This window comes from Janibacter sp. CX7, from assembly GCF_024362365.1.
Taxonomy (GTDB): domain Bacteria; phylum Actinomycetota; class Actinomycetes; order Actinomycetales; family Dermatophilaceae; genus Janibacter.
This window is the reverse complement of sequence record NZ_CP101464.1, coordinates 3034641-3047969: the sequence shown is the minus strand read 5'-3', so window position 1 is coordinate 3047969 and position 13329 is coordinate 3034641. Positions and strand designations below refer to the sequence as shown.

At 72.1% G+C, this 13329-nt stretch carries 12 protein-coding genes and 1 tRNA gene; 6 read left to right on the top strand and 7 right to left on the bottom strand.

Annotated elements, in window-relative coordinates:
• Positions 1 to 6 precede the first annotated feature (6 nt).
• Both NMQ01_RS15010 and NMQ01_RS15005 read left to right on the top strand, forming a co-directional pair.
• Positions 7 to 267 carry a type II toxin-antitoxin system Phd/YefM family antitoxin gene (locus NMQ01_RS15010; protein ID WP_072625853.1) on the top strand — a complete coding sequence of 87 codons (261 nt, stop codon included), beginning with the start codon at positions 7 to 9 and terminating at the stop codon, positions 265 to 267.
• A complete protein-coding gene (locus tag NMQ01_RS15005; protein ID WP_255184701.1) occupies positions 264 to 662 on the top strand; it encodes a type II toxin-antitoxin system VapC family toxin in 399 nt (132 codons plus the stop codon). The genes NMQ01_RS15010 and NMQ01_RS15005 overlap by 4 nt, the downstream gene beginning before the upstream one ends.
• On the opposite strand, the gene NMQ01_RS15000 is transcribed toward NMQ01_RS15005, so the two are convergent.
• The 3 genes from NMQ01_RS15000 to NMQ01_RS14990 all read right to left on the bottom strand — a co-directional run bounded on the left by NMQ01_RS15000 (position 659) and on the right by NMQ01_RS14990 (position 4013).
• Positions 659 to 2527: a SelB C-terminal domain-containing protein gene (locus NMQ01_RS15000; RefSeq protein WP_255184700.1), complete on the bottom strand. Its 1869-nt coding sequence runs from the start codon at positions 2525 to 2527 to the stop codon at positions 659 to 661. The genes NMQ01_RS15005 and NMQ01_RS15000 overlap by 4 nt on opposite strands.
• A complete protein-coding gene (gene selA, locus NMQ01_RS14995; protein ID WP_255184699.1) occupies positions 2524 to 3876 on the bottom strand; it encodes an L-seryl-tRNA(Sec) selenium transferase in 1353 nt (450 codons plus the stop codon). The genes NMQ01_RS15000 and selA overlap by 4 nt, the downstream gene beginning before the upstream one ends.
• A gap of 41 nt (positions 3877 to 3917) precedes the next feature.
• Positions 3918 to 4013 (bottom strand) — tRNA-Sec (locus tag NMQ01_RS14990).
• Between the two features lie 73 nt (positions 4014 to 4086).
• Here NMQ01_RS14990 and NMQ01_RS14985 point away from each other — a divergent pair.
• From NMQ01_RS14985 to NMQ01_RS14970, 4 genes are read left to right on the top strand one after another with little or no spacing between them, the layout of a single operon-like run.
• Positions 4087 to 4317, top strand: coding sequence for a ribbon-helix-helix domain-containing protein (locus NMQ01_RS14985; protein WP_255184698.1), 231 nt, complete (start codon positions 4087 to 4089; stop codon positions 4315 to 4317).
• Positions 4304 to 4651: a type II toxin-antitoxin system PemK/MazF family toxin gene (locus NMQ01_RS14980; RefSeq protein WP_255184697.1), complete on the top strand. Its 348-nt coding sequence runs from the start codon at positions 4304 to 4306 to the stop codon at positions 4649 to 4651. The genes NMQ01_RS14985 and NMQ01_RS14980 overlap by 14 nt, the downstream gene beginning before the upstream one ends.
• A 26-nt stretch (positions 4652 to 4677) precedes the next feature.
• Positions 4678 to 5679 carry a selenide, water dikinase SelD gene (gene selD, locus NMQ01_RS14975; protein ID WP_255184696.1) on the top strand — a complete coding sequence of 334 codons (1002 nt, stop codon included), beginning with the start codon at positions 4678 to 4680 and terminating at the stop codon, positions 5677 to 5679.
• Entirely contained in the window at positions 5676 to 6068 is a 393-nt protein-coding gene (locus NMQ01_RS14970) for a rhodanese-like domain-containing protein (RefSeq protein WP_255184695.1), read from the top strand. The genes selD and NMQ01_RS14970 overlap by 4 nt, the downstream gene beginning before the upstream one ends.
• A 141-nt stretch (positions 6069 to 6209) precedes the next feature.
• On the opposite strand, the gene NMQ01_RS14965 is transcribed toward NMQ01_RS14970, so the two are convergent.
• The 4 genes from NMQ01_RS14965 to fdh are packed head-to-tail and all read right to left on the bottom strand — an operon-like array spanning position 6210 to position 13069.
• On the bottom strand, positions 6210 to 7484 hold the full coding sequence (locus NMQ01_RS14965) for an OFA family MFS transporter (protein WP_255184694.1): 1275 nt from the start codon (positions 7482 to 7484) through the stop codon (positions 6210 to 6212).
• A 43-nt stretch (positions 7485 to 7527) separates the two neighbouring features.
• On the bottom strand, positions 7528 to 8640 hold the full coding sequence (nrfD, locus tag NMQ01_RS14960) for an NrfD/PsrC family molybdoenzyme membrane anchor subunit (RefSeq protein WP_255184693.1): 1113 nt from the start codon (positions 8638 to 8640) through the stop codon (positions 7528 to 7530).
• A complete protein-coding gene (locus NMQ01_RS14955; protein WP_255184692.1) occupies positions 8637 to 9746 on the bottom strand; it encodes a 4Fe-4S dicluster domain-containing protein in 1110 nt (369 codons plus the stop codon). The genes nrfD and NMQ01_RS14955 overlap by 4 nt, the downstream gene beginning before the upstream one ends.
• Positions 9746 to 13069 carry a formate dehydrogenase gene (gene fdh / locus NMQ01_RS14950; RefSeq protein WP_255184691.1) on the bottom strand — a complete coding sequence of 1108 codons (3324 nt, stop codon included), beginning with the start codon at positions 13067 to 13069 and terminating at the stop codon, positions 9746 to 9748. Before fdh ends, NMQ01_RS14955 begins: the two co-directional genes overlap by 1 nt.
• Between the last annotated feature and the right edge of the window lie 260 nt (positions 13070 to 13329).

The window sequence follows — 13329 nt, the reverse complement described above, 5'->3', positions numbered from 1 at the left end:
TGCTACATGGCAACCATCTCGCATCGGGAGCTCCGCAACGACAGCGCCGAGGTGCTGCGTCGGGTGGCGGCGGGTGAGAGCCTGACCGTGACCAACCGAGGCGAGCCGGTTGCGCGAATGGTGCCCCTGGGGGGTTCTGCATTCGAGGAGGCGGTCGCGTCGGGGCAGGTGCAGCCAGCGCGTGCGGCGCGGGACTTCTCGAGCATCCACCGAGTCGAAGGCGTGGACACGGCCGAGGTTCTCGAGGACCTCCGAGGCGATCGATGATCGTCTACCTCGACACGTCCGCGGCCTTCAAGCTGCTGGCGGCCGAGGCGGAGTCGGAACCCCTGGCAGCCGCGCTCACCGCACTGGATCCCGCCGACGTCCTGCTCTCCTCCAGGCTGCTCTTCACCGAGCTGCACTGCGCAGCCCAGCGCCGATCGGTGTGGGACGTGACCGCGGTCAACGCCGTGCTGGAGATGATCACCCTGGCCGACGTCACCCGTGAGGACCTCGACCGAGCAGCGACGAGCGGATGGGGGCTGCGCAGCGCCGACGCGATCCACCTTGCCACGGCCCTGCGGATGCAGTCGGAAGTGCTGGCCGCGTACGACCGAGAGCTGTGCGCCGCGGGGGAGTCGGCCGGTCTTCGCCTGCTCCGGCCGGGGGTTACCGACTAGCGCACGACCTCGCGCAGGCTCCCGTCGACCCGACGGGTCCATCCCCGTGAGTCGAGGTGCTCGAGCAGCGGCACGGCGACCCGGCGGGTCGTGCCCAGCGCCTGACGCGCAGCGCTCAGGGTGAATGGCTGCTCCAGCCCCGCGAGCAGTCGCATCGCGTGCGCCGGACCGCTCGGCAGGAGGACGACGTCGTCGGGCAGCCGCAGCAGCCGGCCGAGGCGCGCCGCCGCGGCGAGCTCCGCGGGGCCCAGCCCGAGGTCGTCGAGGTCGCCTCTCTCCGGCGCGACGAAGGGAGTGGCCCGCAGCCTCTCCTCGAGAGCCGCGACCCCCGCCTCCGCGTGCCCCAGGCCAGCGGCGGTCGGGTCGTGGACCCGGCCGTCGGTGATCGTCAGGCCGGTGTCGGGGACGAGGGCACGGACGAGGGCGACCCCGAAGTCGTCGGGCAGGTGATCGGGCAGCAGGAGGTGGCGGCCCGCCTCGTGCAGCGGCACTCCGGCGCTCAGGGGGTCGCTCTCGTGCTCGGCGCGCAGGACGGCGACCAGACGCACCCGCCACGCCTCGCGGGCGAGCGGGTCGACCCACCAGTCGCCCTGACGCACGGCGTCGGGGGGAGGGGGGAGGCCGAGTCGGTCGAGCACCTCGACCCGCTCGGCAAGGCGCGCGGACAGCCGGGCCACCCCGAGCGAGGCGGTCCGGTCCGGGTCGGCCTGCCCGAGCGCCTCGGCTCGCAGTCGGGCCGCGCCACGTCGGACGAGGGGGAGCGGGTCGACGTCGAGGACCCGCACGGACCACAGCCGTCGGCTGCCCGGGTCGCGCAGGATCGCTCGGTCACCCACCCGCCACGGCAGGTCGACGCTCGCCGACAGCCGCGCGAGGTCGTCGCCGAGCGGCCGCACGTGCACCGGCACGTCGACCGACCCCACGTGCAGCGTCGCTTGTTCGGGTACCCGCATCTTCTTGAGGTCGCGAGCCCCCTGGGCCCCGCGACCCCCCTTCGAACCCTGCAGGACCCTAGGGTTTTGCGAAGTTGTGGGGACCTCGGTGAGCTGTACGTCGACGGTCGGGGCGAGCTCCCAGGCGTCGGGGGTGAGCAGCACGGCCGAGCGGCCGACGTCGTCGACGCGGCGGAGGTTGACCGCGGTCCGCGAGACCGGTCCGACGGACTCGCGCGCTTCGTCCTGGCTGTGCAGTCCGCGGACCGTCACCTCACGGGTGGCGCCGAGGTCGAGCAGCAGCAGTCGGTCGCCGGTGCGGACCGTGCCGGCGCCGAGCGTGCCCGTGACGACGGTGCCCGCACCCGACACCGAAAACGCCCGATCGCACCAGAGTCGCACTGCCGCAGCGGGATCCGGCTCCGGCAGCCGGGCGGCGAGGTCGGCGAGGGCGGTGCGCAGGTCGTCGAGACCGACCCCCTTCGCCGCGGCGACCTCGACGGCAGGCACGTCGAGACCGGCCCCGGCCAGATGCCGACCCGCCTCGCCACGGACCGCTGCAGTGCGGTCGTCGTCGGCGAGGTCGCAGCGGGTGATGACGAGCAGGCCATCGGTGATGCCGAGCGCCTGCACCGCCGCGAGGTGTTCGCTGCTCTGCGCCTGCCAGCCCTGATCCGCCGCGACGACGAAGACCACGGCCGCCGCCGGCCCCAGTCCCGACAGCATCGTCCCGACGAACCTCTGGTGCCCCGGCACGTCGACGAAGGCGATCTCGGCCCCACCCGGCAGGCGCGTCCACGCATAGCCGAGCTCGATGGTCAGCCCCCGGTCCTGCTCCTCCGACAGGCGGTCCGGGTCGCGCCCCGTCAGCGCCCGGACGAGCGTGGACTTGCCGTGGTCGACGTGGCCTGCGGTCGCCAGCACCCGCCTCATGACGAAGGGGGCTCCGCCCCGGTCCCGTGGTGGGCGGCGTTGTCGCCCAGGGCTGCTCGCAGCGCTCGCTCCACGTCGACGTCACGGTCGGCCGGGATGCAGCGCAGGTCGACCAGGCCGCGGCCGCCCTCGACACGAGCGAGCACGACGGGCACGCCATCGGTGGGCCGACGCAGCCGCTCGACCGCCTCGACGGGCACCTCGACCGCCCAGCCGGGCAGTGGCACGCCGGGGGCGCCTCCGCCGCCGACGCGGCCGTCGACGGCAACGACCTCGCGGCCCAGTGCCGCCGCCAAGGCGTCGATCCTCGGCCGTAGCTCGTCAGCGGTGGCGTGGAGCGACGCGGTGACCGGTGGGACCGGGCCGCGCACGGTCGCCTCGAGCGCGGCGAGGGTGAGCTTGTCGACCCGCAGGGCCCGGGCGAGCGGGTGGCGCCGCAGCCGCTCGACGACCTCGGCGTCGCCGAGGACGAGACCTGCCTGGGGCCCGCCGAGCAGCTTGTCGCCGCTGGCGGTCACGATCGTCGCGCCGGCGCGCAGCCAGGTCGTCGCGTCGGGTTCGTCGGGCAGGAGAGGGTCAGGGGTCAGCAGCCCGGAGCCGATGTCGGCGACGACCGGCACCCGAGAGCCGTCGGGCCGGGTCAGACCGCGCAGGTCCTCGAGCCCGACGGCGGTCGTGAACCCGTCCACCCGGAAGTTGCTCGGGTGCACCTTGAGCACGCACCCGGTCTCGGGGCCGATGGCGTCGGCGTAGTCGCGCAGGTGCGTGCGGTTGGTCGTGCCGACCTCGCGCAGGCGCGCGCCGGTCGAGGCGATGAGGTCGGGCAGGCGAAATCCGTCGCCGATCTCGACCATCTCGCCGCGCGAGACGACGACCTCGCGCCCGGCGGCGAGGGCCGTCGTGGCGAGGACGAGGGCGGCGGCGCCGTTGTTGACCGCCAGTGCACCAGCGGCGTCCGGCACTGCCTCGAGCAGAGCTGCCAGGGCACCCGCACCCCGTCGGCTGCGGGCTCCGGTCGTCAGGTCCATCTCGACGTCGACATAGCCCGCAGCATCGACGACCGCGTCGATCGCGCTGGGGGACAAGGGTGCTCGCCCGACATTGGTGTGCACCACGACGCCCGTCGCGTTGAGCACCGGCGTGAGCGACGAGGCCCGGGTGGGCAGGGCCGCGAGGGCCGCGGCTGCCACCTCGTCCGGCGGGATCTCGCCGGCCCGCGCCCGCTGCTGGGCCGCGACGATCGCCGTGCGCACCACGGACCGGCCGAGACGCTCCGCCGCCACGACGAAGGGGGGATCCGCCAGCAGCGTGTCGGTGCGGGGGATCGACCGGCGCGGGTCCTCGTCCACGGGCGGGTCTCCCTTCGTCGGACGGTGGGGTCGGGCAGCTGTGGCGGAGGCGGACGGGAATCGAACCCGCCAGACCGAGATGCTCGGCCTCACCGGTGTTGAAGACCGGGGGGACCACCAGGAACCCAGACGCCTCCGAGGGACACCCTAGACAGTCGCTCGACCGGAGCGCCTCTGGTGATCGCGGTACGACCGAAGTAGCATCACAGTATGAAGATCAGTGTCAGCCTGCCCGACGAGGACGTGGCGCTCCTCGACGAGGTCGCTCGTGAGGAGGGGCTGTCCAGTCGGTCCGCCGCGCTCCACCGAGCAGTCGAGCTTCTCCGGCTGCGAGGCCTGGAGGTCCACTACGACGAGGCCTGGGCCGAGTGGCAGGCGGCCGGCGACGCCGACGCGTGGGACGGGGTCGCCGGCGACGGGCTGGGCGATGCTGCGCGGTGAGATCCGGCTCGCCGACCTCGACCCGGTGCGTGGCAGCGAGGCCGCCAAGCGTCGGCCGGTCCTTGTCGTGAGCAACGACGTCGCCAACCGCTCGGCCGTGCGCCGTGGCCGGGGCGTGGTCACCGTCGTGCCGTTGACGAGCAACACCGAGCGGATCTTTGCCTTCCAGGCCATGCTGCCCGCGGACCGCACGGGCCTGTCCCTCGACTCCAAGGCGCAGGCGGAGCAGGTCCGCGCGATCGACGTCCAGCGTCTGGGCGGTGTCATCGGTCGTGTCCCGGCAGCCCTGCTCGACGAGGTCGATGACGCGTTGCGCCTCCACCTCGGGCTCTGACGAGGTCTGCGCTCTACGGTGGGGTCATGGAGCAGATCCGCCTGACCCAGTACGCGCGCGGCGGGGGCTGCGCCTGCAAGATCCCGGCCGGCGAGCTCGAGCAGATCGTCGCCGGTCTGCACGTCTCGGCCCCGCCCGGATTGGACGTCCTCGTCGGGCTCGACGACGGTGACGACGCGGCGGCCGTGCGCATCGCCGGTGGTCAGGCCGTGCTGTCGACGACCGACTTCTTCACCCCCGTCGTCGACGACCCCTACGACTGGGGGCGGATCGCGGCGGCCAATGCGGTCTCCGACGTCTACGCCATGGGCGGCGAGCCGGTCATGGGGATCAACCTCGTCGCCTGGCCGCGGGAGCTGCTGCCGACCGACCTGCTCCGCGAGGTCCTGCGCGGTGGCCTGGACCTCGCGACCGAGGCCGGATTCCCCGTGCTCGGTGGGCACAGCATCGACGCCCCCGAGCCGATCTACGGCATGGCGGTGACCGGCACGGCCGACCCCGAGCGGCTCATGCGCAACGACGCCGCCGAGGCGGGGCTGCCGATCAGCCTGACCAAGCCGCTCGGCGTCGGGGTGCTCAACAACCGGCACAAGGCGACCGGCGAGCGCAGCGAGGAGGCGATCGCCTCGATGGTCACCCTCAACCGTGACGCCTCCCGGGCAGCCGTCGCGGCGGGCATCCGGGCGGCGACGGACGTCACCGGATTCGGCCTGCTCGGCCACCTTTACAAGATGAGCCGCGCCTCCGGGGTCGCGGCCCGTGTTGACGCCGCGGCCGTGCCCTATGTCGCCGGTGCCCGCGAGGCCCTCGCCGCCGGCCACGTGCCCGGCGGCTCCCGCCGCAACCTCGACTGGGTCCGACCACACCTCGCGGCCGACGGCATCGCCGAGGACGAGCTGATCCTGCTCGCCGACGCGCAGACCTCCGGCGGCCTGCTCGTCGTCGGCGAGGTGCCCGGCGCCCCGGTCGTCGGCGAGACGGTCGCGGCCGGCTCCCTCGGTGACGGCGTGCTCGTGCAGGTCGCGTGAGCGAGGTCGACCGGGTCCTTGAGGCGGCCCGGGCCGGCCTGACTCGGCTCACCCCGCAGCAGGCCCACGACGCGGCGAAGGGGGGAGCCCTCCTCGTCGACACCCGCACCGCCGCGCAGCGGGCCCGGCAGGGCGAGCTGCCCGGCGCGCTCGTCATCGACCGAACCGTCCTCGAGTGGCGGCTCGGCCCGACCTGCCCGCACCGCATCCTCGAGGCGCTGCCCGGGACCCGGGTCGTCGTGCTGTGCCGCCAGGGCTACAGCTCGTCGCTGGCCGCGGCCTCCCTTCGCTCCCTCGGGGTGGACGCGACCGACGTCATCGGCGGGGTCGAGGCCTGGGCCGCGGCCGGCCTGCCCCTGCACACCGGGCCCGCCGACGTCCGCGAGTAGCCCCCCCTTCCGCATTGCCCAACGGCAATGCGCCCTCACGCCCGCATTGCCCAACGGCAATGCGCCCCCTTTCGCATTTCCTTCAGGAAATACGACCCGGGGTGCGACGACCTCAAGGAAATGCGAAGGGGGGCGGTTGCCTCAGGCGTGCTGCGGCTTCTTGGTGATGAAGGGGATGACCGCGCCGACGAGGGCGATGACGCCGACGACGGTGAAGGCCATCGTGTACTGCTGGTCCTCGCCGATGAGCCACGAGATGAGCAGCGGGCCGACGATGCCACCGATGGACCAGCCGATGAGCATCAGGCCGTAGATCGCGCCGGAGTTCTTCACGCCGAAGAAGTCGCCGGCCGTCGAGGGCAGGGTGCCGAAGGCGCCGCCGTAACAGGTGTAGACGATGGCGCACAGGACGTAGAAGACGACTGCCGAGCCCGCGTGCGGGATCGCGAGCAGGGCCAGTCCCTGCAGGCCGAGGATGCCGAGGAAGGCCGGCATGCGCCCGATCTTGTCCGAGACCGCCGCCCAGAGGATGCGGCCGCCGCCGTTGAAGAGGCCCATGACGCCGACGAGGGTCGCGGCCGCCGCGGCACTCATGCCGGCGACGTCGGTCGCGGTGCCCGCGGCCACCGAGATGAGCGAGATGCCCGCGGTCACCGAGATCGTCAGGATGAGCGTCAGCAGGTACCACTGGGGCGTGCGCATGGCCTCCTGCTGGGTGAAGTCCTTGCCCGCGACGTTCTTGGCGGGGGCATCCCCCTTCGCCGCGGCCGGGGCACCGCCGACGGTGTAGCCGGCCGGGGGGTTCTTGAAGACCGAGGCGCCGATGAGGCCCATGACGAGGTAGGCGATACCGAGGTAGAGGAAGACCTTCGTCGGGTACTGCTGGAAGTCCTCGCTCGAGTCGATCATCCGCTGCGCGAGCGGCGAGGTGATGACCGCACCGAAGCCGAAGCCGCCCACCGCGATGCCGGTGATCAGACCGCGCTTGTCAGGGAACCACTTCTGCAGCATGGCGATCGGCACGATGTAGGCCAGACCGAGGCCGAAGCCGCCGAGCACGCCGTAGCCGAGGATGAGAAGCCACAGGTCGGAGGCATCACGGGCGAAGCTCGCGAGGATGATGCCGATCGAGTAGATCGTCACGCCGACGAGCGCGACGAGGCGTGGCCCCTGCTTGTCCTGGATCCGTCCACCGAGGAAGGTCCCGACGAAGATCATGCCGATGGCGACCTCGAAGGGGATCGTCGCCTGCACCTTGGTCAGCTCGAGCGCCGACGGGTCGGCCTGGATCGCCTTGCTGAAGGTGCTCCACGCGTAGACGGCGCCGATCGCCAGCTGGACGAGGACACCGCCCGCGAGGATGAGCCAGCGGTTGCCGCCGGCGGACGTCGGGGCCTGCTCGGGTGCCGTGCTCATGGAACCTCCCACTGGTCGGGTGCCACCGGATGGTGACGGGGTGCTACCTGACGGTGACGATGCTGTCGTCGACGACGCCGTCCTCGCGCCGGCGCTCGAGCCGGTCGCGCTGGACACGGACGGTGTGGCGCGGGTCCTTGGCGGACTCGATGCCCGCCTCGACGATGCCCATGCGGGTCAGTGCCGAGGCGGCGGCCAGGGCGGTGCCCGAGGCGACCGCGACGATGCGGCTGCGTCCGGCGAGCAGGGTGCCGAGCCCGCCACCGATGGCGAGGGCGCGGGCCAGGCGTAGGCGACCGCCCGCAGTGCCCGTGCGCACCGGCTCGTCGATGCCGAGGTCGGTGAGGTGCTCCTCGAGACGGTGCATCGCGAGCAGCTCGGTGCCGACACCGAGCAGCGCCAGGCGTCGCACCGGTCCGGCGAGGGTGGTGGGGGTGAGCACCATCTGCACGCCGCCTGCGGCCAGCGCGGCCGACCCGACGAAGACGAAGGGGAGCTCCCTCCGGCTCTCGTGCCACACCGGGTGCGCGGTGTCGGCGAGCAGCACGGCCGTGTAGGCCGCGAGCGGCGCACCGAAGGCCGCCTGACCGATCGTCGAGGGGGTGCCGAGGGCGTCGGTGACGCGGGTGAGTGCGGCGACCGGACCGCGGGCGGGCAGCAGGCGCAGCACCTCGGCGCCCGTGGTCACCCCGGCGAAGCCCGCGTAGGCGGACAGGATCCACGTGCCGACCGACATCGGCGAGGTGAGCTTGACCGTGCGCATCATGTTGAGGAAGCGCTCCGGCCGGCCGAGGTCGGCGACGAGCGCGATGCCGCTGAGGCCCACGGCCGCCATCGCCGTCAGGCGCGAGTTGCGTTGCAGCACAGAGTTGCCCGTCGCCGCTGCACCCGCCTGGACGATGCCCGAGACACCGGCGATGCCGCCGACGAAGAGGTAGGCCGAGATCTTGTGGTCCCACGGCACCGGCTTGACGATCGCCTGGCCGTAGTAGCTGCTGAACTCCGCGTCCGGAACCGCGGGCGCCTCGCGTCGGCCCCCGCCCTCGCGGGTGAGCCAGCTGCGAGCGGTGCCGGCAGCCCCCTTCGCGCGGTCACGGCGGCGTCGGCGGCCACCCTCCTCGGGCGGTCGGTAGCTGTCGAAGGGAGAGGTCGTCACGTCCGGCTCCCGAGGAAGGAGACGGCGACGGCGCCGAGCAGGCCGACCCCGGCGAGGCCGGCGGCGCGGAACATCTCGGGCAGTCGCTTCGTCGGGGCCTCGGGGTCCGGCGGCAGGCCGTAGACCTCGGGCTCGTCGAGCAGGAGGAAGACCGAGCCGGTGCCGCCGACGCCGTCGTGCTCGTTGGCCCCGTAGAGGCGCGCCTCGGTGAAGCCCTGCTCGTGCAGCTGGGCGACGCGGTCCCGGGCCGTGGCGACCATGTCGTCGTGGGTGCCGAACTTGATCGACGTCGTCGGGCAGGTCTGCGCGCACGCGGGCGTCTGGTCGTGGGAGAGGCGGTCGTAGCAGAGCGTGCACTTCTGCGCGACACCGACATTGGGCACGTGGTCGTCGGCGCGCACCGAGACGCTCGCGTCGTTGCGCCGCTCGATGACGCCGAAGGGGCACGCGCCGACGCAGTAGCCGCAGCCGTTGCAGACATCGGCCTGGACGACGACCGTGCCGTGCTCGCTGCGGAAGAGCGCACCCGTCGGGCACACGTCGAGGCAGCCGGCGTGGGTGCAGTGCTTGCACACGTCGGAGGACATCAGCCAGCGAAACTCCGGCACGGACCCGACGATCGGCACGCCGTCGACGGTCACACCGAGGTGCCCGGTGCCGCCGGCCTCGACGTCGGCCTTCTCGGCGAGCATGTCGGTCAGCGCCGGTCCGTGTCCCTCGATCGGCGCGGGGAGGGTGCCGTAGCCGGCGGGTGCGCCGCCCGTCGGGGGCTGCGTGGGTGGCTCACCGACGGCCGGCATGCCCAGGTCGACGAGCCGCCGACCGGACTCACGGGCGGCCTCGATGCGCTCGCGGCTCTGCTCGACGAAGGCGACGTGCCGCCACGTGCTCGCGCCCAGGTCACCGGTGTTGTCGTAGCTGTTGCCCGTGATGGCGAGGCCGTCGAGGGGGATGCCGTTCCACTCCTTGCACGCGACCTCGCAGGCCTTGCAGCCGATGCAGATGGAGGTGTCGGTGAAGAAGCCCTTGCGTTCGGGCGCCTCCTGCCACCCCGCGTCGCGGGCGGGCTCGGTGACGCCCGACAGCTGCCGGGAGAGATAACCCATCACGGCCTCCCTTCGTCGTGGGGCTCGTCGCGGTGCTGGTTGCCGGTCTCGACGGTCGTGCCCGAGCGCGACTGGTACTCCGCGACGAGGCGCAGCAGCTCCTCGCCCCGAGGCCGGCGACCGGGGCGGATGTCGCAGGAGCCGACCTTCGACTCCTGGATCTGGACGTTGGGGTCGAGCGCCAGGCCGAGCAGGTCGTTGGCCCCGTCGCCCTCGACGACGGCGTCGCGGCCGACGCCCCAGTGGTAGGGCAGACCGATCTGGTGGATCGTGCGGCCCTTGATCGTCAGCGGCGTCATCCGCTCGGTGACGAGCACGCGTGCCTCGATGGCGCTGCGCGCCGAGATGAGCGTCGCCCACCCGCCGTTGACGAGGCCCTGCTGCTCGGCGAGCTCGGGCGAGACCTCGCAGAACATCTCGGGCTGCAGCTCCGACAGGTAGGGCAGCCACCGGCTCATGCCGCCGGCCGTGTGGTGCTCGGTGAGCCGATAGGTCGTGAAGACGAAGGGGTAGACGTCCGACCCCGGCTCGTCCCCGGACGGGCTCCACAGGTTGTCCTTGCGCGGGTAGACCAGCCGGGCCGGGTTGCGCTGCTGCCCGTAGACCGGGTTGGCGACGGGCGACTCCTGCGCCTCGTAGTGCGAAGGGAGCGGACCGTCCACCATGCCCTTGGGCGCGAAGAGCCAGCCCTTGCCGTCCGCCTGCATGATGAAGGGGTCGTCGCCGGCGATGGCTGCGGGTCCGCCGACGTCGGGGTCGGGCCGGAAGGACGGGTCGCGGTCCACCGGGAAGTCTGGGACGTCCTTGCCCGTCCACTTCTTCGCCTCCGCGTCCCACCAGACGTATTTCTTGCGCTGGCTCCACGGCCGCCCCTGCGGGTCGGCGGAGGCGCGGTTGTAGAGGATGCGCCGGTTCATCGGCCAGGCCCAGCCCCACTCGGCGGCGGTCTCGTCCTGCTCCTGGCCGGGCACGCGGTTGGCCGACTTGTTGACCCCGCCGGCGTAGACGCCGGTGTAGATCCAGCAGCCGCCCGAGGTCGAGCCGTCGGCCTTCATGTCGGCGAACTTGTCGAGCAGCTGCCCGGCCTTCTCACCGCTCACGTGGTAGCCGTTGATCTCCCGCAGCACCGCCTCGGCGTCGGTCTCGCCGTGCGCGTCCTTCGGGTAGTCCCACGTCAGGTCGAGCAGCGGCCGGTCGCGCTCGTCGGTCGAGTCGGCGAGCCGCTCGCGGATGCGCACGCCGAGCTCGTGGAAGAACTCGAGCTCGCTCTGCGCGTCGTTGGGCGGCTGCACGGCCTGGTGGTGCCACTGGAGCATCCGCTGGGTCTGGGTGAAGGTGCCCGACTTCTCCACGTGGTTGGCCGCGGGGAAGAAGAAGACCTCGGTGTCGATGTCCTCGGTCTTGAGCTCGCCGCTGGCGATCTCGGGGGAGTCCTTCCAGAAGGTCGCCGACTCGATGAGCTGGAAGTCGCGGACGACGACCCACTTGAGGTGCGTCATCGCCAGCCGCTGCATCTTGCCGTGGGCCGAGCCGACCGCAGGGTTCTGCCCGAGCACGAAGTAGCCCTCGACCTCGTCCTCGAGCATCGACATCACCGTCTGGTAGGTGCCGTGGGCACCCGTCAGACGCGGCAGGTAGTCGAAGCAGAAGTCGTTGTCCGGGGTCGCCGCGTCGCCGAACCACGCCTTCATCAGGCTCGCGGTGTAGGCCGGCGCCTCGGTCCAGAAGCCCTTCTGCAGCGGCGAGGAGATCGTCTCGAGGTACTGCTCGAGGGTGTCGTGCTTGCCGACCACCGGCATCGGCAGGTAGCCGGGCAGGAGGTTGAAGAGGGTCGGGATGTCGGTCGAGCCCTGGATGCTCGCGTGCCCGCGCAGCGCCATGATGCCGCTGCCCGGTCGGCCGACATTGCCCATGAGCAGCTGGAGGATCGCGGCGGTGCGGATGAACTGCGCGCCGAGGCTGTGCTGGGTCCACCCCAGGGCATACGCGAAGCAGGTCGTGCGCTCGCGGCCGGAGTTGCTCGTCAGCGCGTCGGCGATCTCGCGGAACTGCCACTGCGGGATGCCGCACACCTCCTCGACCATCTCGGGCGTGTAGCGCGCGTAGTGCCGCTTGAGCACCTGGAAGACCGAGCGCGGGTGCTGCAGGGATTCGTCACGAATCACCCGGGCGTGCTCGAGGGCCGGGCCGGCCGCGCCGTGCTGGTCGCCCGCGGCGCGGGCGCTCTTGTGCGCTCCGTGCTCGTGACCACCGCTCGGGCCGCCGACCTCGTCGTCACCCGAGGCGCCCCCTTCGTCGTCCTCGCGCTCGGCATAGGCCCACGAGCTCATGTCATAGGTGCCGGACTGCTCGTCGTAGCCGGAGAAGACGCCGTCGAGGTCCTCGGTGTCGACGAAGTCCTCGCCGACGAGGGTCGCGGCATTGGTGTAGGCCACGACGTAGTCACGGAAGAAGAGGTCGTTGTCGATGACGTGCTTGATGAGCGCGCCCAGGAGCACGACGTCGGTGCCCGCCCGGATCGCGACGTGGGTGTCAGCGATCGCGGAGGTGCGGGTGAATCGCGGGTCGATGTGGATGACCCGCGCACCGCGGGCCTTGGCCTCGGAGACCCACTGGAAGCCCACCGGGTGGCACTCGGCCATGTTGGAGCCCTGGATGATGATGCAGTCCGCGTTGGCCATGTCCTGGAGGGACTGGGTGGCGCCGCCGCGCCCGAAGGAGGCTCCCAGACTGGGAACCGTGGCGGAGTGTCAAATACGCGCCTGGTTCTCGATCTGGATCGCGCCGGCCGCCGTGAAGAGCTTCTTGATGAGGTAGTTCTCCTCGTTGTCGAGGGTGGCTCCCCCGAGCGAGGCGATGCCCATCGTGCGACGAAGGGGGCGGCCGTGCTCGTCGTGGTCCTGCCACTTCGCGGCGCGCGAGGCGAGGAAGCGGTCGGCGACCATGTCGATGGCCTCGTCGAGCTCGATCCGCTGGAAGTCCGTGGCGCCCGGCGCGCGGTAGAGCACGTGCGTCTGGCGGGTCGGCGAGTTGACCAGCTGCTCGCTCGCAGCACCCTTGGGGCACAAGCGCCCTCGGCTCACCGGCGAGTCCGGGTCGCCCTCGATCTGGACGACCTGCTCGTCCTTGACGAACACCCGCTGGCCGCAGCCGACGGCGCAGTACGGGCAGACACTCTGCACGACACGGTCGGCGCTCGACGTGCGCGGCTCGGTCTCACGGGTGCGTCGCGAGGTGACGGCGTTGCCGCGCCCCAAGAAGTCGCCCGAGGCCAGCTGCCGCAGGACGGGCCAGCCGAGGAAGGTCGAGTCCTTCGGTGCCATCGCTGCCACTCCCTTCGCGAGAAGACGTGCTCTGGATCACCGTAGCGCTTCCTAGTCACTACACGTTGGTCGAGGTGCTGGGTCCCACGCTCCGCGTGGGCGGAGCTCTGCGACGAGCCTCGAGACCCGCCTCCGGGCGAAGGGTGGCGCTCCCGGCGAGGAGGGTTGGCGCGCTGCCGAAGTCCTTCGTCGTCGTGTGGTCGCGTTGTCGTTCTCTTCGGCTTGACGCCACGCCAACCCTCCCCGCCGTCCGCTCTGCT

Excerpts from the sequence above, each read along its gene's own strand:
- selD (WP_255184696.1), top strand. The coding sequence starts at position 4,678 with ATGGAGCAGATCCGCCTGACCCAGTACGCGCGCGGCGGGGGCTGCGCC.
- NMQ01_RS14965 (WP_255184694.1), bottom strand. The coding sequence starts at position 7,484 with ATGAGCACGGCACCCGAGCAGGCCCCGACGTCCGCCGGCGGCAACCGC.
- NMQ01_RS15005 (WP_255184701.1), top strand. The coding sequence starts at position 264 with ATGATCGTCTACCTCGACACGTCCGCGGCCTTCAAGCTGCTGGCGGCC.
- NMQ01_RS14955 (WP_255184692.1), bottom strand. The coding sequence starts at position 9,746 with ATGGGTTATCTCTCCCGGCAGCTGTCGGGCGTCACCGAGCCCGCCCGC.
- NMQ01_RS14980 (WP_255184697.1), top strand. The coding sequence starts at position 4,304 with ATGCTGCGCGGTGAGATCCGGCTCGCCGACCTCGACCCGGTGCGTGGC.
- NMQ01_RS14985 (WP_255184698.1), top strand. The coding sequence starts at position 4,087 with ATGAAGATCAGTGTCAGCCTGCCCGACGAGGACGTGGCGCTCCTCGAC.
- NMQ01_RS15010 (WP_072625853.1), top strand. The coding sequence starts at position 7 with ATGGCAACCATCTCGCATCGGGAGCTCCGCAACGACAGCGCCGAGGTG.
- NMQ01_RS15000 (WP_255184700.1), bottom strand. The coding sequence starts at position 2,527 with ATGAGGCGGGTGCTGGCGACCGCAGGCCACGTCGACCACGGCAAGTCC.